Here is a 21,026-nt window from a genome sequence, read left to right on the forward strand (position 1 = left end):
GGGGTGGCGCCGGTCGGCCGTCGCCCCCCGGTCGGCGCCCGTGCCCCCGGTCGCCGCCGACGGATGCCGCGCCGCGGCGGCCGCGCGACGGGATCCGTCGCGCGTCACGATGACGTCGAGCGAGTACGCCGGATCGGCGTCGAGGAACGGGGCGTGGAACACCCGCCCGCTCGTGCCGAAGCCGACGACGGCGGTGCGGATGGGGTCGCCGACGCGGGCGGATGCGGCATCCGTCATCACAGCACCTCGCTGAGGAAGCGGCGCAGGCGCGGGCTCTGCGGGCGGTCGAAGAGGTCGTCGGGGTGGCCGTGCTCGACGACGCGGCCCTCGTCCATGAACACGACCTGGTCGGCGACCCTGCGGGCGAAGCCCATCTCGTGGGTGACGACGAGCATGGTCATGCCGCGCTGGGCGAGCTGCGCCATGAGGCTCAGCACACCCTTCACGAGCTCGGGGTCGAGCGCGCTGGTGGCCTCGTCGAAGAGCATGACCTCGGGCTCCATCGCGAGGGCCCGGGCGATGGCCACCCGCTGCTGCTGCCCGCCGGACAGGTCGCGCGGGCGGTGGTCGGCGCGCTCGGCCAGCCCCACCTCGGCGAGCCGCTCGTGCGCGATGCGGTTCGCCTCGGGCCGCGACATCCGCTTCACGTTGCGCAGGGCGAGCGCGACGTTCTCGAGCGCGGTGTGGTCGGGGAACAGGTTGAAGTGCTGGAACACCAGGCCGATCCGTCGCCGCACGACGTCGGGCCTCTGGCGCAGCACGCTCTCGCCCGCGAGGAGGACGTCGCCGCCGCTCGGCTCGTGGAGGCGGTTCACCCCGCGCAGCAGCGTCGACTTGCCCGAACCGGACGGGCCGATGATGCACGTGGTGGTGCCCGGCTGGACGGTGAGGCTCACGTCGCGGAGCACCTCGATGTCGCCGTAGGCCATGGTGAGCCCGCGCAGCTCGAGGCTGGAGCCGGTGTAGAGGTGCCCGTCGGTGATCGGCACCGGAGACGTGTACGTCATGTGTTGCTCCCGTAGGTGAGTGCGGTCGGCGGGGTCTGCTGCTCCTCGACCTCGTCGAGGCCGCTCTTGGGCGGCGCGGCCTTGCGCCGGCCGGTGCGGAACCGCTCGTCGAAGTAGTTCACGAGGTGCGTGAGCGGCACGGTGATCACGAGGTAGAAGAGACCGGCCATCACGAGCGGCGACAGGTTGCCGGTGAGGACGGCGGCGTCCTGGCCGACCCGGAACAGCTCCCGCTCGGACACGAGCAGGCCCAGGAAGTAGACCAGGCTCGAGTCCTTCACGATCGCGATGAACTGGTTGACGAGCGCGGGCAGGACCCGGCGCACGCCCTGCGGCACGACCACGAGGCGCATGGCGCTGCCGTAGCTCATGCCGAGCGCGCGGCAGGCCTCGAGCTGGCCGCGGTCGACGCTCTGGATGCCGGCGCGGAAGATCTCGCCGATGTAGGCGCTCGCGATGAGGCTGAGGGCGAGGATGCCGAGCGGGTACGGCGACGGGCCGAAGATCTGCTGGCTCATCCGCGCGAAGCCCTGGCCGATGAGCAGGATGGTGAGGATCGCGGGCAGGCCGCGGAAGACGTCGGTGTACACGCGGGCGGGCACGCGCAGCCAGCGCGAGCGCGAGATGCCCATGATCGCGACGACCATGCCGAGCACGACGCCGATGACGGTGGCCGCGATCGAGATGACGAGCGTGTTCACGAGGCCGACGCCGAGCAGCTGCGGGAAGACCTGCCACATCGCGTCGAAGTCGAGGAAGGTGGCGACGAGGTTGTCGAGCCAGTCCATGTTGTGCTCCGTTTGTTCGGGTGGTGGTCCGGTGCGGGCCGCGCGGGTGCTGTGGGCGGCCCGCACCGGGACGCGAGGCGAGGGCTACTCGCCCTGCTCGCTCGAGGGCAGGTACTGCTCGGGCATGGGCGAGCCCGGGAACCACTTCTGGTAGAGCTCCTTCCAGGTGCCGTCCTCCATGGCCTCGTGCAGGGCCTCGTTGAGGGCCTCCTGGAACTCGGGCTTGCCCTTGGCGATGGCGAAGCCGGCGGGGGCGTCGAACGACGGGATGTCGATGGCGTTCTCCAGGCCGTACTGCGCCGCGTACTCCTTGGCGGCCTCGTAGTCGAGGAAGTGCGCGTCGACCGCACCGGAGTTCACCGCGGAGATCGCGGCGTTGTTGTCGGGGAAGCGGACGAGCTCGGTCTCGGTGAAGTTCTTGACCGCGTACGCCTCCTGCAGGGTGCCCTGCACGACGCCGAGCCGCTTCCCGGCGAGGTCGTCCTCGTCGGCGATGTCGGCGTCGGGGCTCGCCATGACGGTGAGGTAGCCGGCGAGGTAGCCGTCGGAGAAGTCGACGGTCTGCTGGCGCTCCTCGGTGATGCCGATCGCGGCGACGCCGACGTCGAACTGGCCGTTGGCGACCGCGGCGAGCAGGCCCGAGAAGTCCTGGCCGGTGAACACGACGTCGTCGATGCCGATGCGGCCGGCGACGTCGGTGAACAGCTCGACGTCGAACCCGGTGAACTCGCCGCTCTCGTCGGTGAAGGTGTAGGGCTTGGCGTCGCCGAGGCTCGCCACGCGGATCTGGCCGGGGGTGATCAGGCCGTACGGGTTGTCGTCGGCCGCGTCGGTCGCCTGGTCTCCCGCGGCGCCGCTGGCGCAGGCGGACAGGACGAGGGCGGTGGCCGCGGCGACGGCCGCGACGGCCGTGCGGCGGAGGAGGGTGCGCTGCTTCACGGTGCGTTCCTTCGGTTCGGAATGTGGGTGGTGGTGCTGGTCGGATGGTGCTCGGATGGTGCTCGGGTGGTGCGGACGCGAGTCGGGCTGGTGCGGCCCGGCTCTTGTTGAGACCGGTCTCAATCGCGTAGATTGAGACCGGTCTCAATGCGTTTCCGGCACACTAACCGTCGCTCGAGACATCCGTCAACAACTTTTTCCGAGGAGTGCTCGAATGCCGGTGGATCCGCTGAACGGCCGCAGGGAGGTCACGGTCAGCGACGTCGCCGCCGCGGCCAAGGTGTCGAAGGCGACGGCGGCCCGCGTCCTCGGCGGCTACGGGGCCGCCAGCGAGGCCGTGCGCGACCGCGTCCAGGCCGCGGCCGAGCAGCTCGGCTACCACCCGAACGCCCTGGCCAAGACGATGACGACCGGCCGGTCCAACTCCATCGGCATCATCGTCGGCGACATCGAGAACCCGTTCTTCGCCCAGGCGACGCGAGGGGCGGCGGATGTCGCGAAGGCCGCCGGCTACGACCTGATCCTGCTGAACTCCGACGAGCACGCCGTCGCCGAGGAGAACGCGATCTCGGTGCTGCTGGCCAAGCGCGTCGACGGCATCCTCGTGGCGCCCGCCTCCACCACCGACCCGTCGAGCCTGCGGGAGGCGGTCGAGCGGGCCCGGCCGATGGTCCTGTTCGACCGCGTCGCCGACGGGCTCGACGTCGACACGGTCGTCGCCGACAACCTCGCGGGCGCGCGACGACTCGCCCAGCTGCTGCTCGACGCCGGACACCGCCGGATCGCGTTCGTGTCGACCATCGCGCACGCCGACGAGTACCGGGTCGGCGATCGACTCGGCTCGAGCTCGGTCGACGACCGCGTGCGCGGGTTCGTCGGGGCGCTCGCCGACGCGGGCGTCGACGATCCCGCCCGGTTCGTCCGTCTGAACGCGCGCGACGGCGTGCCGGCGGTCGTCCGTGCGCTCGTCGACGACGGCATCACCGCCATCGTCGCCTCCGACAGCCTCATCGCGCAGGCCGCCTTCCGGGAGCTCCGCACGTTGAGGCGCCGGATCCCCGACGACGTGTCGCTCGTCGCGTTCGACGACGCCGACTGGACCAGCCTCTCCGCCCCGGGCATCACCGTCATGGCCCAGCCCATCCACGAGATCGGCGCCGAGGCCGCGCGGCTGCTCATCCGGCGCATCGCCGGCGATGGCGCGCCGACCGAGCACGTGGTCCTGCCCCAGCGCCTCGTCGAACGCGAGTCCATCGCGCCGCCGCGAAGCTGAGGCCGGAGGTCGTCAGGCGTCGCGCCAGCCGTGCTGCGGTTCGAAGCCGAGCTCGGCCCGCGCCCGGTCGATCGCGAAGAGCGACTCGTGCTCGCCGAACTCCCGCCGCAGCTCGACGCCCGGGAAGAACTCCTCGATGAGCGCCGCCGTCGACCGCGACATGACGGTGTCGCGGTTCGCGATCACGTAGCTGCGGGCCCCGGTCACGTCGGCTTCGAGGGCGAGTCGAACGGATGCCGCGGCATCCCGCACGTCGATGTAGCTGAACGCGTTGAACAGCCGCGACTCGGGCGCCTCCTCGAAGCCGGGGAACTCGCCGTAGCGGTCCGGGTCGATGACGTTCGAGAACCGCAGCGCGACGAACGGGATGCCGGACCAGTCCGAGATGTGCTCGGCCATGGTCTCGCCGAGCACCTTCGAGAGCGAGTAGGTCGTCGTCGGCCGCGGGTAGTGGTCCTCGTCGATGGGCAGGTAGGCCGGCGGGGCGTCCCGGGTGAAGTCGAGGCCCAGCGTCGTCTCGCTCGAGGCCCACACGACCCGCTCGACCCCGGCCCGTGCGGCGGCGAGGAAGACGTTCGAATTCACCGCGTTGTTGACGTTGAGCGTGCGGGCGGGCGTGAAGATGGACGGCGCGGGGATCGCCGCGAGGTGCGCGACCGCGTCCACCCCGTCGATCACCTCGAACGCATCGCCGGCATCGGTCAGGTCGGCCTGCGTGTACGTCAGGTCGGGCCGCGACCACCGCGCAGGCAGGAGCGGTGACGGCGCCACCACGTCGGTCGCGAGCACCTCGTAGCCGTGCTCGAGCAGGTCGGTCACGACCGCCCGTCCGGCGAGGCCCGACGCCCCGGTGACGCAGATCCGCTTGCCCATGCCGCTCCCCCTCGTCGCCGTCGCGCGACGGCCCCGCCCATTCTCCGGGCCGGGCCGGACCGCCGTCCACCCCCGCCGACCGATGGGCGCGGCGCCCGCGTACCATCGACCCATGAGCGAGCCGGCCGAGCAGGATCCGCGCGATCCGACCCCGTGGTGGCAGGACCAGACGGATGTCGGCGGACTCGGCATGGCCCGCCTGTTCGCCTGGGCGGCCCTCTTCATGGGCGTCGGCGCGCTCGGCATCGCCGTCTTCGCCCCGCTCGAGGGCGACGCGCTCCGCACGGTGTGGATCGCGGGCTTCGGGACCGTGGCGATCTGGGTCGCCGGAATGGCGGCGCCGCGGTATCGGCGGGAGGGCGTCCGGATCTCGTGGGCGGTGCCCGCCGCGATGGTGCTGGGCGGCCTCGCCATCCTCGTCGCGGCCTACGCGTTCGTCGTCATCGTCGCGGCATCCGGCGGGGTCGAGCTGCCCGCGCCCGAGCACTGGCTGCCGTCGTCGGCACCGGCGCGGCCGGGCGTTCCCACCTGATGCGAGCGGATGCCGCGGGTCAGGCTCCCCCGAGCGATCGGTTGTAGTCGGCGATCGACTCGTCGGCGACGTCGCGCGCGATCGATCCGAACAGCTCCCACTGCGGTTCGCCCATGGTGCCGCCGAGGATGCACTCGCTGCCCGCGACGTCGACGAGCTCAGGTTCCTGGCTCGGGTCCTCGACGTCCATGTAGACGTACCAGAGCCCGTCGTCGCGCTGCAGCACCGTCGCCGCGTCGAACGGCGCGAACACCGTCCGGCCCGGGTCGCCGTAGAAGCGGCCGGTCTGGGCGCGGCAGAGCGCGTACGCGTCGATCGCCTCGAGCGAGCTGCCCGCGCCGCGGGCGGCGGGCTCCTCGGTCGGCGGCGCGGTCTCGGTGGCGGGCGGCGTCGTCTCGGCGGGCTCGCTCGTCGTCGGCGGCGCGCTCGGCGTGGTGGTCGGGTCGGGGTCCCCGGGGGCGCACCCGGCAAGGAGGCCGGCGAGCGCGACCGCGCCGGCCAGGAGCGTGACGGCGGGCGCTGGTCCGATGCGAGTGGTCCGGTTCATCTCCGCAGGCTAACGGCGCCGCAGGGCGGTCGGCCCGAGGGCGCGCCCGCGCGCGCCGGACCGGCCGGAGGCGGCGCGGCCGCCCTTCAGCTCGTGCGGTCGAGCGCGGCGAGCACGCGGGGCACCGCGCCGCCGAGGTTCCACTCGTCGGCGAGCGCGAGCAGCGCCTCACGGGGCCCGTCGGCCGGGGGCGCGAGGCGGGCGCCGGCCTCCTCGGCCGACGGGAGCTCGAGGTCGCGGACGACGTTCACGACCCGGGGCGCGACCGCGAGGTAGTCGTGGGCGCCCGCGAGTTTGGCGCGCATGGTGGCCGACATCCGCGGGGCGGCGTCCGCGACATCCGGATCACCCGATGCCACCACGAGCATCGCATCGAGGGAGCCGAAGTCGCCCAGGAGCCCGGCGGCCGTCTTCTCGCCGATGCCCGCAACGCCCGGGAGGCCGTCGGACGTGTCGCCGCGCAGCACCGCGAAGTCGGCGTACTGGGACGCCTCGATGCCGTACTTCGCGACGACCCACTCGCCGGTCACCAGCTCGAGCCGGCTCATGCCGCGCGCGGTGTAGATCACGCGGATCCCCCGCTCGTCGTCGACGAGCTGGAACAGGTCCCGGTCGCCCGTGACGACGTCGACCGGCATCGTCGCCTGCGTCGCCATCGTGCCGATGACGTCGTCGGCCTCGTGCTCGGCGACGCCCACCACCGGGATGCCGAGCAGGCCCAGCACCTCGCGGATCATCGGCACCTGCGCCTCGAGCGGGTCGGGCACCTCCTCGACGTCGGGGCCGCCCGGCACGACCTCCTCGACGCGGTGCGCCTTGTAGCTCGGGATGAGGTCGACCCGCCACTGCGGCCGCCAGTCGTCGTCCCAGCAGGCGACGAGATGGGTCGGCTCGAAGTCGCTCACGAGCTTCGCGATCATGTCGAGCAGCCCGCGCACCGCGTTCACGGGCGTGCCGTCGGCGCGCCGGATCGAGTCGGGCACGCCGTAGAACGCACGGAAGTACAGCGAGGCGGTGTCGAGCAGCATCAGACGATCGGCCATGGGGCGATCCTGTCACAGCGAACCCACAGCCAGGCGGGCCGGATCGCGGAACAGCCCGGCCCGCTCGACGGTTGTTCCGGATGACGCCGCGACACCGCCCCGTGCGGGTGTCGCGTTCGGGCGCCGCAGCCGGCGGCGACCATGGCGTCCAGGAGGAGGAACCGTGTCCCACGACTACCGCAGCACTCCCGAGGCGATCGCCCGCCTCACCCCCTTGCAGCGCAAGGTCACCCAGGACGACGCGACCGAGCCGGCGTTCCGCAACGAGTACTGGAACAACCACGACCCCGGGCTCTACGTCGACGTCGTGTCGGGGCAGCCGCTGTTCGCGAGCGTGCACAAGTACGACAGCCGCTCCGGCTGGCCGAGCTTCACCCGCCCGATCGACGACGGCGCCGTGACCGAGCACGTCGACCGCTCGCTGTTCATGAAGCGGGTCGAGGTCCGCTCGTCGGGCGCCGACAGCCACCTCGGCCACGTCTTCGACGACGGCCCCACCGAGGCCGGCGGCCTGCGCTACTGCATCAACTCCGCGGCGCTCCGCTTCGTCCACCTCGACGACCTCGAGGCCGAGGGCTACGGCGAGTACCGCCACCTGTTCGAGACGACGGATGCCGCGGCATCCGCCCGCACCACCACCGAGAGCGAGGACCGCGCATGACCACCCCCGGCGCCATCACCACCCTGCCCGGAGCCGAGACCGCCGTCCTCGCGGGCGGCTGCTTCTGGGGCATGGAGGAGCTCATCCGGAAGATGCCCGGCGTGCTCGGCACGCGCGTGGGCTACACGGGCGGCGACGTGCCGAACGCGACCTACCGCAACCACGGCTCGCACGCCGAGGCGATCGAGGTCGTGTTCGACCCCGCCAAGCTCAGCTACCGCGAGCTGCTGGAGTTCTTCTTCCAGATCCACGACCCGACCACGAAGAACCGCCAGGGCAACGACATCGGCACGAGCTACCGGTCGGCGATCTACCCCACGAGCGCCGAGCAGCACGACACGGCGATCGACACGATCGCGGATGTCGACGCGTCGGGCATCTGGCCCGGCCCGGTCGTGACCGAGGTCGCCCCGGCCGGCGCGTTCTGGGAGGCCGAGCCGGAGCACCAGGACTACCTGCAGCGCATCCCGTGGGGCTACACCTGCCACTTCGTGCGTCCGGACTGGAAGCTGCCGAAGCGCGACACGGCGCACGCCGGGTGACGCCCCGCTAGCGTGGGGCGCATGCGGTTCTCGATGCGCGTCCCGGAACGGCTCCGCGTGTCGGAGCGGTTCCGGGCCACGAAGCGGTCACCGCTGCTGCAGGTCCTGAAGTCGGCGGTCGCGACGGTCGCCGCGTGGCTGATCGCCGGGTGGCTGATCCCCGGCCCGCTGCCGGTGTTCGCCGCGATCGCCGCCCTGCTCGTGGTGCAGCCGAGCGTGAACCAGTCGCTCGGCAAGGCCGTCGAACGCAGCGTCGGCGTCATCGCGGGCGTCGTGATCGCGTCGGCGCTCGGCCTCGTCTTCGGACCCGCCGGGTGGGTGGTGCTCGTCGCGATCGTCGCCGCGATCCTCATCGCGTGGGCGCTGCGCATGACCACGGGCACGTCCAACCAGGTCGCGATCAGCGCGATGCTCGTGCTCGCGCTCGGCGGCACCTCCCCGGAGTACGCCCTCGACCGGGTCATCGAGACGCTCATCGGCGCCGCGATCGGCATCGTCGTGAACGTCCTCATCGTGCCGCCCGTGCTCGTGGCGCCGTCGCGCGACCACCTCGCCCGGCTCGGCGGCGAGCTCGCGGCATCCGTCGACCGTCTCGCGACAGCCCTCGAGACGCCGCAGCAGCCGGCCGACCTGAACGGCCTCATGATCGAGGCGCGGCTCATGCGCCCCATGCGCGACGCCGCGGATGCCGCCATCGCCGAGGCCGAGGAGTCCCTGACCCTCAACCCGCGGCGCTCGGCGCACCGCGGCGACCTCGCCGAGCAGCGCAAGCTGCTGAACCGGCTGAGCCCGATCGTCACCCAGGTCGTCGGCATGACCCGCGCCTTCGTCGACCACTACGACGACGGGCTGCACGAGGAGCCCACCGTCCGCGCGATCGCCGAGCAGCTCCGCCGCGCCGCGCACGACGTGCGGCTCGCGGTGCACCTCGCCGACGTCGAGCCGCAGCCGCTCACCTCGGCCGTGCCCGCCCTCACGTCGCCGCTCGTCATCTCGCCGCCGAAGTCCGATCACTGGATCCTCGTCGGCTCGCTCATGGAGGACCTGCGACGCATCCGCGAGGAACTCCTCGAGGACGAGGTCTCGCCCGACGCCGCCGGGTTCTGACGGCTCGGCCACCCTCACCGGACGTCGGGCGGGCCGGAAACGGACGGGCGGGTCAGCTGAGCAGGTCGCGGACCGACTCGCCCCACTCGAAGCCGCAGTCGCGGCAGTCGAAGATCGGGTCGTCGGCGTGGGCACCGGCGGACGCGGCGTCCGTCGCCTCGACCTCGAAGTCGAGGGGGCCGTACACGATCACGCGCACCGCGGCGGAGCCGCAGCGGTGGCAGGGCTCGTCGAGCACGTCGGGCTCGAGCGTCGGATGCGTCTGGTTCGTCATGGCCATCACGGTAGGTGAGCCCTCCGACATCCGGCGGATCCGGCCCGCGCGTCGCCCGCGCGGCGGACGGACGGCCGGCACCTCGACACGGCGGCGGTCGGCTGCGGCATCCGCGGTGGCTAGGGTCGAGGCGGAAAGGGGTGCGCCATGACCGGAACGGTGCGCGTGAGCGGCTTCGACTTCTTCTCGGCCGGCGAACTGCCGGCTCCGAACCTCCCCGCAGCGGAGGTCGCCGCTATCGTGCGCGAGCACTGGGGACTCGACGTCGCCCTCGAGCCGCTCGGCAGCCAGCAGGACCAGAACTTCCTCGCCTCCGCGGGCGGCACGCCGGTCGGCGTCGTGAAGATCACCAACCCGGCATTCACCGCGGCGGAGCTCGACGCGCAGGACCACGCCGCCAGCCGCATCGCCGCCGCGGCGCCGCAGCTGCGCATCGCCACGACCACGCGCGCCGACGACGGCACCCCGCGCTCGGTCGTCGCCGAGACCGGCGAGGGCCCGCTCGCGATCCGCCTGCTCGAGTACCTGCCCGGCGGCACCCTCACCGGCGGCGCGCACCTCTCCCCCGCGGTCGTCGCCCGCATGGGCGAGCTCGCGGGGCACGCGAGCCTCGCGCTCGCCGGCTTCGAGCACCCCGGCCTCGACCGGGTGCTGCAGTGGGACCTCCGCCACGCCGACCGCGTCGTCGACCTGCTCGCGCACTACCACCCCGACGAGGCCAAGCGGGCGATGGTGACGGATGCCGCGGCCCGCGCCTGGGCCGACGTGCAGGCCGTCGCCGCCGACCTCCCCGTGCAGGCCGTGCACCTCGACCTGACCGACGACAACGTCGTCTGCACGACCGAGCGCGGCATCCGCACGCCCGACGGGATGATCGACTTCGGCGACGTCACGGCGAACTGGGCCGTCTCGGAGCTCGCGATCACGATCTCGTCGGTGCTGCACCACGCCGGTGCCGAGCCCGCGTCGGTGCTGCCGGCGGTGCGCGCCTTCCACGCGCTGCGGCCGCTGTCGCCCGCCGAGGTGGCCGCGCTCTGGCCGCTCGTCGTGCTGCGCGGTGCCGTGCTCGTCGTCAGCGGTGAGCAGCAGGTGCAGATCGACGGCGGCGCGAACGCGTACGCCGCCGCGGGCGTCGAGCGCGAATGGCGCATCTTCGAGCAGTCGACGTCGGTGCCGTCCGAGGTGATGACCGGCGTGATCGCCGACGCGCTCGGCGTGCCGCTCGGTAGTCGAGTTGGCGCGCCGAAGACGCCCCATATCGAGACCTCCCCCGGGTTCGACCCCGCTCGCGCGGCGCGCCTCGACGTGTCGATCACCTCGGACGACGTCGATGCGGGCGCCTGGCTCGACCCCGAGCTCGAGGAGCGGCTCGCACTCCGCGCGCTCGACGCCGGAGCCTCCGTGGCCTGGCTCGAGCGCGGCACCCCCCGCCTCTCGGCGAGCCGCATCCGCTCGGCCGGCTCGACCGCCACGGTCCCGACCGGCGTCGACGTCTGGTTCGCCGAGGCGCAGCACCTGGCCCCCGAGGGCGACGCACGCCTCGTGATCGAGACGACGGATGGCGCGACGATCCTCGACGGCACCGTGCCGTCGCGACAGCGCGCCCGGATCCGGCTCGAGGCGCCGGACGCGCCGCGGGTGCCGCACCTCATCCGCCCGGAGTACGCGCCGGGGTGGCTCGCGCTCACCGAGGATCCGGCGGCGGCGATGGGCCTCGAGGACGCGGGCCCCGGTACGCCGCTGCGCGGCTACTCGATCACCGGAGGCGCCGACGCGTCCGAGCTGGTCGCCCGTCGCGAGCGCGCCTTCGCCGAGGTGCAGGAGCACTACTACGCCGCCCCGCCGCGCATCGAGCGCGGCTGGCGAGAGCACCTCGTCGGCACCGACGGCCGCGTCTACCTCGACATGGTGAACAACGTGACGCCGCTCGGGCACGGGCATCCCGGTCTCGCGGCCGCCGTCGCGAAGCAGCTCCGAACGCTCAACACGAACTCGCGCTTCAACTACGGCGCCGTCGTGGAGTTCTCCGAGCGGCTCGCCGCGCTCGCGCCCGACCCGCTCGACACGGTGTTCCTCGTGAACTCGGGCTCGGAGGCGACCGACCTCGCGATCCGCGTCGCCATGGCGGCGACCGGCCGTCGCGACATCGTGTCGCTCCTCGAGGCGTACCACGGCTGGACCTACGCCTCCGACGCCGTCAGCACGTCCGTCGCCGACAACCCGAACGCGCTCGCGACCCGGCCCGACTGGGTGCACCCGATCGATGCACCGAACCCGTTCCGCGGCGTGCACCGGGGGGCGGATGCCGCGCGCTACGCGCCCGAGGCCGCCGACCGCATCCGCGAGCTCGCGGCATCCGGTCGCCCGCCCGCCGGGTTCATCGCCGAGACGTTCTCCGGCAACGCCGGCGGCATCCCGCTGCCCGACGGGTACCTCACCGAGGTCTACGCGGCCGTGCGCGAGGTCGGCGGACTCGCGATCGCCGACGAGGTGCAGGCCGGATACGGCCGGCTCGGGAACTGGTTCTGGGGCTTCGAGCAGCAGGGCGTGGTGCCGGACGTCATCGCGGTCGCGAAGGCCGCCGGCAACGGGTACCCGCTCGGAGCGGTCATCACGACGCGCGAGATCGCGGCGCGGTACCGCACCCAGGGGTACTTCTTCTCGTCGACGGGCGGCAGCCCCGCCTCGAGCGTCGCGGGACTCACCGTGCTCGACGCGTTCCGCGACGAGCGGCTGCAGCAGAACGCCGCCGAGACCGGCGCCTACCTGAAGGGCCGCCTCGAGGCGCTCGCGGAGCGGCATCCGCTCATCGGCATCGTGCACGGACTCGGGCTGTACCTCGGCGTCGAGTTCGTCCGCGACCGGGCGACGCTCGAGCCCGCGACCGAGGAGACGGCGGCGATCTGCGACCGGCTCCTGACCCTCGGCGTGATCATGCAGCCCACCGGTGACCACCAGAACGTGCTCAAGGTCAAGCCGCCGCTCGTCGTCACGCGCGAGAGCGCCGACTTCTTCGTCGACATGCTGGACCGGGTGCTGACCGAGGGCTGGTAGCCGGGCCGTGGAGGCGTCGGGCGCGCACGCGGGACCCGCGCGACCGCCGGCGTTCGCGTTCATCGACCTCGCGGGATACACCGCCATCACCGACCAGCAGGGCGACGCCGAGGCCGCACGCCTCGCCCGGGAACTCAGCTCGATGGTCGACCGCATCGTCGCCGACCACGCCGGCACCCCGGTCAAGTGGTTGGGCGACGGCGTGATGGTGCACTTCCGCGACCCGGGTGACGCCGTGCGCGCCACGGTCCAGATGGTGGCCGCGGCCCCGGTCATCGGTCTGCCCGCCCACGCGGGGATCGCCGCCGGCCCCGTGGTGACGCAGGACGGCGACTACTTCGGCCGCGCGGTGAACCTGGCCTCGCGCATCTCGGGAGCCGCCGCCGCCGGTCAGACGCTCGTCACCGGCTCGGTGGTCGACCTGGCCGACGATCCGTCCCTGGCGTTCCGCGAGGTCGGACCGATCGAACGCAAGGGGTTCGCCGATCGCGTGCCCGTCTTCGAGGCGGCGCCCGTCGGGTGACGCGGAGTCGGCATGCCCCGCGCCCGAAAGCACGGGTCGACGGTCCTCGGGAAGGGCCTTGACAGCCGCTCGCCTGCCATCGGAACCTGCCATCACGTGCGACGGGGCCCGGACCGCCCCGCGCGAGGGGGGCGGCGATGACCACGTTCGGCATCGAGGAGGAGTTCTTCTTCCTCACTCCGGAGCAGATGCTGCCCGCCGACATGGCGGAGGACGTGTATGGACGACTCTCCGAGGATCCGACCTGGGCGCCGGTCGTGCACCGGGAGTTCCTCGCCTCGCAGATCGAGCACGCCAGCGCGGTGTTCACCGACCTCGGCGACGCCGCCGAGGGGCTCCTCGGCTTCCGGCGCGAGATCGACGCCGACGCCGGACGCCACGGCGTGAGCGTCGCGAGCATCGGCACGACGCCGGACGCGCAGGCCTTCCCGACGATCGCCGACGTCGACCGCTACCACCGGGTGGTGCGCGACATGGCCGGGGTGATCGCCGACCACCAGATGTGCGGGCTGCACGTGCACGTCGGCATCCCCAGCCGTGAACACGGGGTCGCCGCGATGAACGCCGTGCGGCCGTGGCTGCCGCTGCTCACCGCGATGTCGGGCAACTCGCCGCTCTGGCGGGGGCACGACACCGGCTACGAGAGCTGGCGCACCGTGCAGCTGCGTCGCTGGACCACCGCCGGCTGCCCGCCGCGGTTCGCGGATGCCGCGGACTACGACCGCCGCATCCACCAGCTCGTCGGCGTCGGCGGCGTGACCGACGTGGCGCTCATCGCCTGGAACGTGCGGCTCTCGGAGCACGCGCCGACGATCGAGTTCCGCATGTCCGACGCGCAGCTCACCACCGACGACACCCTGCTCGTCACCGCGCTGTGCCGCGCGCTCGTGCTGCGCGCCATCGACGACGTCGAACGGGACGGCCTCGCCGCCGCCGCCCGCGTGCGGCCCGTCCGACCCGTCCGGCCGGCAGGCGAACCCGACCTCGACGTGCCCCCCGAGCTGCTCAGTGCGGCCATGGTGCACTCCGCGCACACCGGCCTGTCGGGCACGGCGTTCGACCCGGCGAGCGGATGCCTCGTGCCCGCGGTCGACCTGGTGCATCGCCTCGAACGCCACCTCGCCGAGCCCCTCGAGCGCATGGGCGACCGCGAGATCGTGCACGAGCTGATCGAACGGCTGCTGCGCGACGGCACCGGCGCGGCGCGGCAGGTCGCCGCGTGGCGTCGCAACGGCATCGCCGGGCTCCGCCGGCTGTACGCGTCGACGATCACGGCACCTTCGATCACCCGGCCGACCACCGCGGTGGGCGGCGGCCGGGGACCCGCGCCCGACGTGGAGCGGCTCGCGGGCGGCATCCGCTGATTCAACCGAACGGTTGAGGCGTCGCGTCGTGCGGCGTGCCTACGGTGGAGCCAGCCAGGAGGTCGACCACGAGGAGATCCGATGAGCACGACCCGAGACGCCACGACCGACACCGCCCGCCGCACCGAGACGACCGCGAGACCCGCCGGGCCCGCCGACAGCATCCGGCAGGTGGTCGTCCTCGTCACGAGCGTGCTCGCGATCGTCGCGGCGTTCATCGGTTCCGGCGCGTTCGTGGGCACTCCGATCCAGCAGGCGGCGGGCGGATGGCTCGACGCCGACTCCACGCTCATCGCCCCCGGCCGCCCGGCGTTCTCGATCTGGAGCGTGATCTACACGGGCATGCTCGCGTACGCGATCTGGCAACTGCTGCCCGCGCAGCGCACCGACGCCCGGCACCGCCGGATCGGGTACGCGGTCGCCGCGTCCCTCGTGCTCAACGCGCTGTGGATCGGTGTCGTGCAGCTCGACCTGCTCGGGATGAGCCTGCCGGTCATCGTCGTCCTGCTGGCCGTGCTCGCGTGGCTCTTCGTGCAGCTGCGACGGATGCCGCCGAAGAACCTCGTCGACACCATCGTCACCGACGGATCGATCGGGCTCTACCTCGGCTGGGTCGTCGTCGCCACCGCGGCGAACGCGACCGCCCTGCTCGCCGCCGCCGACTTCTCCGGATGGGGCCTGCCCCAGGAGACGTGGGCCGTGATCGTGATCGCCGCGGCGGCCGCCGTCGGCGTCGGCCTCGCGGTGTGGGGGCGCGGGCGCATCGCGCCGATGCTGTCGCTGTGCTGGGGGCTGTCGTGGGTCGCGGTCGCGCGACTCACCGACCAACCGGAATCGACGACCACGGGCATCGCCGCCGTCGTCGCCGTGGTCGTGGTCGTCCTCGCGACGCTCGGCGCCCGGCTCCTGGCGATGCGAACCGGTCGCGCGGGCGACGCCGGCCGCACCGACCCGTCCGTCGCGGAGCGCGCGACGACCTGACCCCCGGGGGACGCTGCGCGGGGGCGCAGCACGAGGAGCCGGGGCGTGGTTCGGGTCGCCCCGGCTCCGTCGTGTCCGCGGACCGCACGCGCTCGGGCACCATGGGGTGATGCGCCCCGATGAACAGCTCCTCCGCGTCGAGGTCGGCGACGACCTCGGCAGCGTCTCGGCCGTACTCCTGCGCCCCGACGGGTCGCGCGCGACCGTGGTCGTCGCGCACGGCGCGGGCGCCGGGCGGGAGCATCCGTTCATGACCGGATTCTGCCGGGCGCTCGCCGACCTCGGCGTCGCGACGCTGCGCTTCGACTTCCCGTATCGCGAGGCGGGGCGCCGGTTCCCGGACCGGCCGCCGGCGGCGATCGCGACGTGGCGCGCTGCGGCGGCGGTCGCCGCCGGCCACGCCCGTGACGGGGAGCCGGTGTGGGCGGCGGGCAAGTCGTACGGCGGGCGCATGGCGTCGATGGCCGTCGCCGAGGGGATGCCCGCCGCCGGGCTGGTGCTCCTCGGCTACCCGTTGCACGCCCCCGGGAAGCCCGAAAAGCCGCGCGACGAGCACTTCGCCGCGCTCGGCGGCGTGCCGATGCTGTTCCTGCAGGGCCGCAACGACCCGTTCGCGATCCCGAACGAGCAGCTCGACGAGCTCGTCCGCCGGATCGGCGAGCCGGCCGTGCTCGACTGGATCGAGGGCGGCAACCACTCGTTCGAGGTGAAGGGCGCGCGTCGCCCGCCCGCCGAGGTCGGCGCGGGACTGGCTCCGCGCGTCGCCTCGTTCGTCGCGGGCGCGACCGGCTGAGGGACCTTCGGCCCCGCTGCCCTGCCCGGGCTGGGGCAGCATCGTGCGCAGGAGGTGCGCCATGACCGTTGACCCGTCCGGGACGCCCGGATACGTGAATCCGCAGGTCGCCCGCGCGGCCGCCGAGAGCAGTTCCTCACGTTCGTTCATCGCGACGTGGCTGTTCGCGTGGCTCCTGGGGGTGCTCGGCGTGGACCGCTTCTACCTGGGCAAGGTGGGCACCGGCATCCTGAAGCTGCTCACGATCGGTGGCTTCGGCATCTGGTGGCTGATCGACCTCATCCTGACGCTCGCCAACGCGCAGCGCGACGCCGACGGCCGCCGGGTGGTCGGCACCCGACAGGAGCAGGCCATCGGCTGGATCGTCACCGCCGTCGGCGTCCTCCTCGGCTGGGTGCTGAGCGCCATGACCCAGGCGTTCGCCGTGCTCACCGATCAGCTGCCCGGCGTGTCGTAGCGCCGGGCAGCCGGACCCGGCTCAGACGGCCGTGTACCCGCCGTCGACGAGGTGGTAGCTGCCGGTGATGAAGCTCGCGGCGTCGCTCGCGAGGAACGCGACGAGCGCCGCGACCTCCTCGGGCTGCCCGAGTCGGCCGATCGGGTGCTTGCCGACGAGGAACTCCTGCGTCGCCTCGTCGAGGTTCGCGTCGATGAGCGGCGTCTTGATGAACGCGGGCCCGACCGAGTTCACGCGCACGCCCTGCGTGGCGTACTCGAGCGCCGCGTTCTTGGTGAGGCCCACGAGTCCGTGCTTGGCGCGGACGTAGGCGGACGAACTCGCGAATCCGACGCTGCCGAGGATCGAGGCGATGTTCACGACCGCGCCGCCGCCGTTCTCGACCATGGCGGGAAGCTGGGCGCGCATGCCGAGGAACACGGAGCTGAGGTTGACGGCGATGACCTTGTCCCAACCGTCGACGGGGTACTCGCCGATCGGCGCGGCCGGTCCGCCGATGCCCGCGTTGTTCACGGCGATGCGCAGCGGCGCGAGCGCGTTCGCGGCGTGGATGGACGCCTCGAGATCGCCGAACGGTCGGCCACGTCGTACTGGGCCATGAGTCGTCTCCTGTCGATTCGAGGGTGGGGCGTGACGGATGCCACCGGCATCCGCCGTCACACGCTCAGCCTAGGCGCGACCGTGCGGACGCCGACAGGGCCTTGCGACCCCCGCCGGATCGCGCACTCCTCGCCGGCGGCACGGGTCGACGGGACTTTCGACGCGTGCGCCCCGAGCACGTCGGCCTAGCGTCGACGGCGGGGCGGATCCCCATCGGGCCCGTGTACGCGCGGCGCACCCGACCCGACGACAGGAAGCGTGAGGACGATGAAGGCACTCGTGTACGGAGGACCCGGGAAGATCGACTGGACCGACGTCCCCGATCCGCAGATCCAGCAGCCGACGGACGTGATCGTCAGGATCGAGACGACCACCATCTGCGGAACGGACCTGCACATCCTCAAGGGCGACGTGGCCGCGGTCGAGCCCGGTCGCATCCTGGGGCACGAGGGCGTGGGCGTCATCACGGAGGTCGGGTCGTCGGTGACGGACCTCGCGGTGGGCGACCGCGTCATCATCGCGTGCATCAGCGCGTGCGGGCACTGCTCCTACTGCCACGCCGGCATCTACTCGCACTGCCTCGCAGCCGAAGGGGCGCCGGGCGTCGGCTGGATCTTCGGCCACCTGATCGACGGCACCCAGGCCGAGTACGTGCGCGTGCCGTTCGCCGAGAACTCGGTCTACAAGGTCCCCGAGGGCGTCTCGAACGCGCAGGGCGTGATGCTCAGCGACATCCTGCCGACGGGCTTCGAGATCGGCGTGCAGTACGGCGCCGTGAAGCCGGGAGACGTGGTCGCCGTGATCGGCGCCGGCCCCATCGGGCTGTCGATCATCGCGACGGCGGGGCTGTACGGGGCCGCGAAGATCATCTCGATCGACCTCGACGCCAACCGCATCGAACAGGCCCGGCGGTTCGGCGCCACCGACGGCGTGAACTCCGGTGACGAGGACTGGAAGGAGCAGGTGCTGGCGCTCACGGACGGGCTCGGCGTGGACGTCGCCGTCGAGGCCGTGGGCATCCCGCTCACGCTGCAGATGGCGACGGAGATCGTCCGTCCCGGCGGCCACGTCGCGAACGTCGGCGTGCACGGCAAGCCGGTCGAGCTCGCGTTCGAGGACCTCTGGATCAAGAACGTCGTGATCTCGACCGGCCTCGTCAACACGAACACGCTGCCGATGCTGCTCAAGCTGGTCGCGAGCGGGAAGATCGACGCCGACGCCTTCGCGAGCCATCACTTCCGGCTGGCCGACATCCTCGACGCCTACGACACGTTCGGTCGGGCCGCCGAGACGAAGGCGCTCAAGATCGTCATCGACGCGTAGACCGGTCGCCGACTCCTTACGGTCTGCTGACGCTTCGGCCGCCGGAGCCCGGTGAGCCCGGACGCGGACGTAGCCTGAGGCCATGCCAACCGCGAGCCGACCGGTGCCCGCCTGGGCGCTGCCCGCCGTCGCGGGCATCGCCTCGGCGGCGGTCGGCGCGGGCGTGGGCGAGCTCGCCGCGGCAGTGATCGCGCCGGCCGCGTCGCCGTTCGCCTCGATCGGGTCGCTGCTCATCGACCTCGCGCCGCCATGGGCGAAGGATGCCGCGATCGCGCTGTTCGGCACGGGCGACAAGCTCGCGCTGCTCATCGGCATCGGTGTCGTGCTCGCGGCGCTCGGCGCGTTCGCGGGCGTGCTCGAGGCGCGGCATCCGCGCTGGGGACGTGGGCTCTTCGCGTTCGCCGGCGTGTTCGGCGCGCTCGCGGCCGCCACGCGCGCGAATGCGTCGATGCTCGCGATCCTGCCCGCGGCGCTCGGCGCGATCGCGGCCATGGCGGCACTCACCCTGCTGCTGCGTCTGCTGCCGGCGACGGATGCCGCGCCGCGGGCCGCCGACGTCGCTCCGGCTCCCGCCGCACTCGATCGCCGTCGATTCCTCGCGTGGGCCGGCGGCGCGACCGCGCTCGGGGTGCTCGCCGCGATCGGCGCGACCATGCTCACCGCGGGATCGCGCGCGGTCGTCGCGGTGCGCGACGCGCTGCGGCTGCCCGCGCCAGTGCGCCGCGCCGCGGTGCCGGCATCCGCGGAGCTCGGGATCGACGGCCTCGCGCCCGTGATCACGCCGAACCGCGACTTCTACCGCATCGACACGGCGCTGAACGTGCCGCAGGTCGACCCGGCGGACTGGCGGCTGCGCATCCACGGCATGGTCGACCGCGAGGTCGAACTCACGTGGGACGACCTGCTCGCCCTGCCGCTGTCGGAGAGCATCACCACCCTCGCGTGCGTGTCGAACGAGGTCGGCGGCGACCTGATCGGCACGGCCGTGTGGCTCGGGTACCCGATCCGAGAACTGCTCGCCGAGGCGCGTCCGTCCGCCGACGCCGACATGGTGCTCTCGCGCAGCATCGACGGGTTCACCGCCTCGACGCCGCTCGAGGCCCTCACCGACCCCGGCCGCGAGTCGATCCTCGCCGTGGGCATGAACGGCGAGCCGCTGCCGCTCGCGCACGGCTTCCCGGTCCGGATGGTGGTGCCGGGCCTGTACGGCTACGTCTCGGCGACGAAGTGGGTGGTCGACCTCGAGGTGACGCGGTTCGACCTCGACCGCGCCTACTGGTCGGACCGCGGCTGGAGCGAGCGCGGCCCGGTCAAGCTGTCGTCGCGCATCGACGTGCCGCGGCAGGGACAGACCGTCGACGCCGGCCGCGTCGTCGTCGCGGGGGTCGCGTGGCACCAGCACACCGGGATCGCCGCGGTCGACGTGCAGGTCGACGACGGGGACTGGCAGCCCGCGACCCTCGCGACGGCCGTCTCGGCCGACACCTGGGTCCAGTGGCGCTTCGAGTGGGATGCCGCATCCGGCCCCCACACCCTCCGGGTCCGCGCCACCTCGGCCGACGGCGAGGTGCAGACCGCCGAGGTCGCCCCGGTCGCGCCGGACGGCGCCACCGGCCTGCACGAACGCCGCGTCGAGGTGCGCTGACCCGGCCCCCCGCGCCGAGCCGGCGACCCCTCCTCCCCAACCTGCGAGGTCCGACGTTCTCGACTCCGCCCCCCGCTCGTTCCTGTCTCCGCTCGATCCGATGAGAGTCTTCCTTCCACGACAGCCCGGTACTCCGGTACCGGACTCACGGCGGAAACCGTCGTGTGCGCGCGGCGCGGTGGCTGGCGACGCGAGCGTGCAGGCGTGCAACGAGGAGAATCGATGGCGGAGAAGCCGATCAAGGTCGACCAGGCGACGGATCGCGTCGTCACCGAACTGGCGTTCTTCCTCCGCTGCACGAAGAAGTCCGTCGTCGCGGCCGCCGTCGCCGAGTACGCGGCCAAGGCGGACTCCGTTCGAGCCGCCATGGCGGCCGGCCCCGAGCGTCCCACCATGCTCGAGCTCGCGCCGCTCGACCGGCTCGCGCTACGCCGCGGCGAACTCATCCGCGCGTTCGCCGCCCGGAACGCCGCCGAGATCCGCGTCGCCGAACTCGAGCCGGAGGCGATGGGCGCCTCCGACCTCGTGCTGCTGGCCGAGACGGATCCCCTGATGAGCGGGGCAGGTGAGGCGACGCGGCTCTCGCGGATCGCGTCCGACCTGCTCCACGTCCACGTCGAGGTGCTGTGCCTCAGGACGATGCGCCGGTTCGCGCCGGCGTCCCACCGGACGGCCCTCGAGCTGTCGCGTCCGCTGTGAC

At 72.8% G+C, this 21,026-nt stretch carries 22 protein-coding genes and 1 pseudogene; 14 read left to right on the plus strand and 9 right to left on the minus strand.

Annotated elements, in window-relative coordinates; genetic code table 11:
- The 4 genes and pseudogenes from M1L56_RS14285 to M1L56_RS14300 form a co-directional block, all read right to left on the minus strand.
- Positions 1-237: pseudogene (locus tag M1L56_RS14285) on the minus strand (hypothetical protein); the annotation flags it as partial.
- On the minus strand, positions 237-1,007 hold the full coding sequence (locus M1L56_RS14290) for an amino acid ABC transporter ATP-binding protein (protein ID WP_067947445.1): 771 nt from the start codon (positions 1,005-1,007) through the stop codon (positions 237-239). The gene M1L56_RS14290 and the pseudogene M1L56_RS14285, both read right to left, overlap by 1 nt.
- Positions 1,004-1,795, minus strand: coding sequence for an amino acid ABC transporter permease (locus M1L56_RS14295; protein ID WP_248599732.1), 792 nt, complete (start codon positions 1,793-1,795; stop codon positions 1,004-1,006). The genes M1L56_RS14290 and M1L56_RS14295 overlap by 4 nt, the downstream gene beginning before the upstream one ends.
- Positions 1,796-1,879: 84 nt before the next feature.
- The gene (locus M1L56_RS14300) at positions 1,880-2,734 is read right to left on the minus strand and encodes an ABC transporter substrate-binding protein (RefSeq protein ID WP_248599733.1); all 855 of its coding nucleotides are present in this window, start codon (positions 2,732-2,734) and stop codon (positions 1,880-1,882) included.
- Positions 2,735-2,948: 214 nt separating this feature from the next.
- Between M1L56_RS14300 and M1L56_RS14305 the strand changes: the two genes are divergently transcribed.
- Complete coding sequence (locus tag M1L56_RS14305) at positions 2,949-4,007, plus strand: LacI family DNA-binding transcriptional regulator (RefSeq protein WP_248599734.1); 1,059 nt, start codon at positions 2,949-2,951, stop codon at positions 4,005-4,007.
- Between the two features lie 12 nt (positions 4,008-4,019).
- Here M1L56_RS14305 and M1L56_RS14310 read toward each other — a convergent pair whose 3' ends face one another.
- A complete protein-coding gene (locus M1L56_RS14310; RefSeq protein WP_248599735.1) occupies positions 4,020-4,880 on the minus strand; it encodes an NAD(P)-dependent oxidoreductase in 861 nt (286 codons plus the stop codon).
- Between the two features lie 112 nt (positions 4,881-4,992).
- Between M1L56_RS14310 and M1L56_RS14315 the strand changes: the two genes are divergently transcribed.
- Positions 4,993-5,412, plus strand: coding sequence for a hypothetical protein (locus M1L56_RS14315; RefSeq protein ID WP_248599736.1), 420 nt, complete (start codon positions 4,993-4,995; stop codon positions 5,410-5,412).
- 19 nt (positions 5,413-5,431) lie between these two features.
- Here the strand turns inward: M1L56_RS14315 and M1L56_RS14320 are convergent, their stop codons facing one another.
- Together M1L56_RS14320 and M1L56_RS14325 are read right to left on the minus strand one after the other, a co-directional pair.
- The gene (locus M1L56_RS14320; RefSeq protein WP_248599737.1) at positions 5,432-5,959 is read right to left on the minus strand and encodes a hypothetical protein; all 528 of its coding nucleotides are present in this window, start codon (positions 5,957-5,959) and stop codon (positions 5,432-5,434) included.
- Between the two features lie 86 nt (positions 5,960-6,045).
- Positions 6,046-7,002, minus strand: coding sequence for a 5'-3' exonuclease (locus tag M1L56_RS14325; RefSeq protein WP_248599738.1), 957 nt, complete (start codon positions 7,000-7,002; stop codon positions 6,046-6,048).
- Positions 7,003-7,165: 163 nt separating this feature from the next.
- Between M1L56_RS14325 and msrB the strand changes: the two genes are divergently transcribed.
- From msrB to M1L56_RS14340, 3 genes are read left to right on the plus strand one after another with little or no spacing between them, the layout of a single operon-like run.
- On the plus strand, positions 7,166-7,663 hold the full coding sequence (msrB, locus tag M1L56_RS14330) for a peptide-methionine (R)-S-oxide reductase MsrB (protein ID WP_067945780.1): 498 nt from the start codon (positions 7,166-7,168) through the stop codon (positions 7,661-7,663).
- The gene (msrA, locus tag M1L56_RS14335; RefSeq protein ID WP_248599739.1) at positions 7,660-8,205 is read left to right on the plus strand and encodes a peptide-methionine (S)-S-oxide reductase MsrA; all 546 of its coding nucleotides are present in this window, start codon (positions 7,660-7,662) and stop codon (positions 8,203-8,205) included. The genes msrB and msrA overlap by 4 nt, the downstream gene beginning before the upstream one ends.
- 21 nt (positions 8,206-8,226) lie before the next feature.
- Positions 8,227-9,312 (plus strand): aromatic acid exporter family protein, encoded by a 1,086-nt coding sequence (locus M1L56_RS14340; protein WP_248599740.1) that lies wholly within the window; start codon positions 8,227-8,229, stop codon positions 9,310-9,312.
- 52 nt (positions 9,313-9,364) lie between these two features.
- On the opposite strand, the gene M1L56_RS14345 is transcribed toward M1L56_RS14340, so the two are convergent.
- Positions 9,365-9,586 carry a hypothetical protein gene (locus M1L56_RS14345; RefSeq protein WP_248599741.1) on the minus strand — a complete coding sequence of 74 codons (222 nt, stop codon included), beginning with the start codon at positions 9,584-9,586 and terminating at the stop codon, positions 9,365-9,367.
- Positions 9,587-9,733: 147 nt separating this feature from the next.
- On the opposite strand from M1L56_RS14345, the gene M1L56_RS14350 reads away from it, so the two are divergent.
- From M1L56_RS14350 to M1L56_RS14375, 6 genes are all read left to right on the plus strand, one after another.
- A complete protein-coding gene (locus M1L56_RS14350; RefSeq protein ID WP_248599742.1) occupies positions 9,734-12,640 on the plus strand; it encodes an aminotransferase class III-fold pyridoxal phosphate-dependent enzyme in 2,907 nt (968 codons plus the stop codon).
- Positions 12,641-12,647: 7 nt separating this feature from the next.
- Positions 12,648-13,163, plus strand: coding sequence for an adenylate/guanylate cyclase domain-containing protein (locus M1L56_RS14355; protein WP_248599743.1), 516 nt, complete (start codon positions 12,648-12,650; stop codon positions 13,161-13,163).
- 137 nt (positions 13,164-13,300) lie between these two features.
- The gene (locus tag M1L56_RS14360) at positions 13,301-14,527 is read left to right on the plus strand and encodes a YbdK family carboxylate-amine ligase (protein WP_248599744.1); all 1,227 of its coding nucleotides are present in this window, start codon (positions 13,301-13,303) and stop codon (positions 14,525-14,527) included.
- An 81-nt stretch (positions 14,528-14,608) separates the two neighbouring features.
- Positions 14,609-15,508 (plus strand): tryptophan-rich sensory protein, encoded by a 900-nt coding sequence (locus M1L56_RS14365; protein WP_248599745.1) that lies wholly within the window; start codon positions 14,609-14,611, stop codon positions 15,506-15,508.
- A gap of 109 nt (positions 15,509-15,617) precedes the next feature.
- Positions 15,618-16,301 (plus strand): alpha/beta family hydrolase, encoded by a 684-nt coding sequence (locus M1L56_RS14370; RefSeq protein ID WP_248599746.1) that lies wholly within the window; start codon positions 15,618-15,620, stop codon positions 16,299-16,301.
- A gap of 61 nt (positions 16,302-16,362) precedes the next feature.
- Positions 16,363-16,758, plus strand: coding sequence for a TM2 domain-containing protein (locus tag M1L56_RS14375; protein ID WP_248599747.1), 396 nt, complete (start codon positions 16,363-16,365; stop codon positions 16,756-16,758).
- A gap of 21 nt (positions 16,759-16,779) precedes the next feature.
- Here M1L56_RS14375 and M1L56_RS14380 read toward each other — a convergent pair whose 3' ends face one another.
- Positions 16,780-17,418 (minus strand): SDR family oxidoreductase, encoded by a 639-nt coding sequence (locus tag M1L56_RS14380; protein ID WP_248599748.1) that lies wholly within the window; start codon positions 17,416-17,418, stop codon positions 16,780-16,782.
- 207 nt (positions 17,419-17,625) lie between these two features.
- On the opposite strand from M1L56_RS14380, the gene M1L56_RS14385 reads away from it, so the two are divergent.
- The 3 genes from M1L56_RS14385 (at position 17,626) to M1L56_RS14395 (ending at position 21,025) form a co-directional block, all read left to right on the plus strand.
- Positions 17,626-18,681, plus strand: a complete 1,056-nt coding sequence (locus M1L56_RS14385) for a zinc-dependent alcohol dehydrogenase family protein (protein WP_067945766.1) — start codon at positions 17,626-17,628, stop codon at positions 18,679-18,681.
- Between the two features lie 82 nt (positions 18,682-18,763).
- Positions 18,764-20,326, plus strand: a complete 1,563-nt coding sequence (locus M1L56_RS14390) for a molybdopterin-dependent oxidoreductase (protein ID WP_248599749.1) — start codon at positions 18,764-18,766, stop codon at positions 20,324-20,326.
- A 222-nt stretch (positions 20,327-20,548) separates the two neighbouring features.
- Positions 20,549-21,025, plus strand: coding sequence for a hypothetical protein (locus M1L56_RS14395; RefSeq protein ID WP_248599750.1), 477 nt, complete (start codon positions 20,549-20,551; stop codon positions 21,023-21,025).
- The last annotated feature ends 1 nt before the right edge of the window (position 21,026 follow it).

This window comes from Agromyces sp. C10, from assembly GCF_023217995.1.
In the GTDB taxonomy this organism is placed as follows: domain Bacteria; phylum Actinomycetota; class Actinomycetes; order Actinomycetales; family Microbacteriaceae; genus Agromyces; species Agromyces indicus.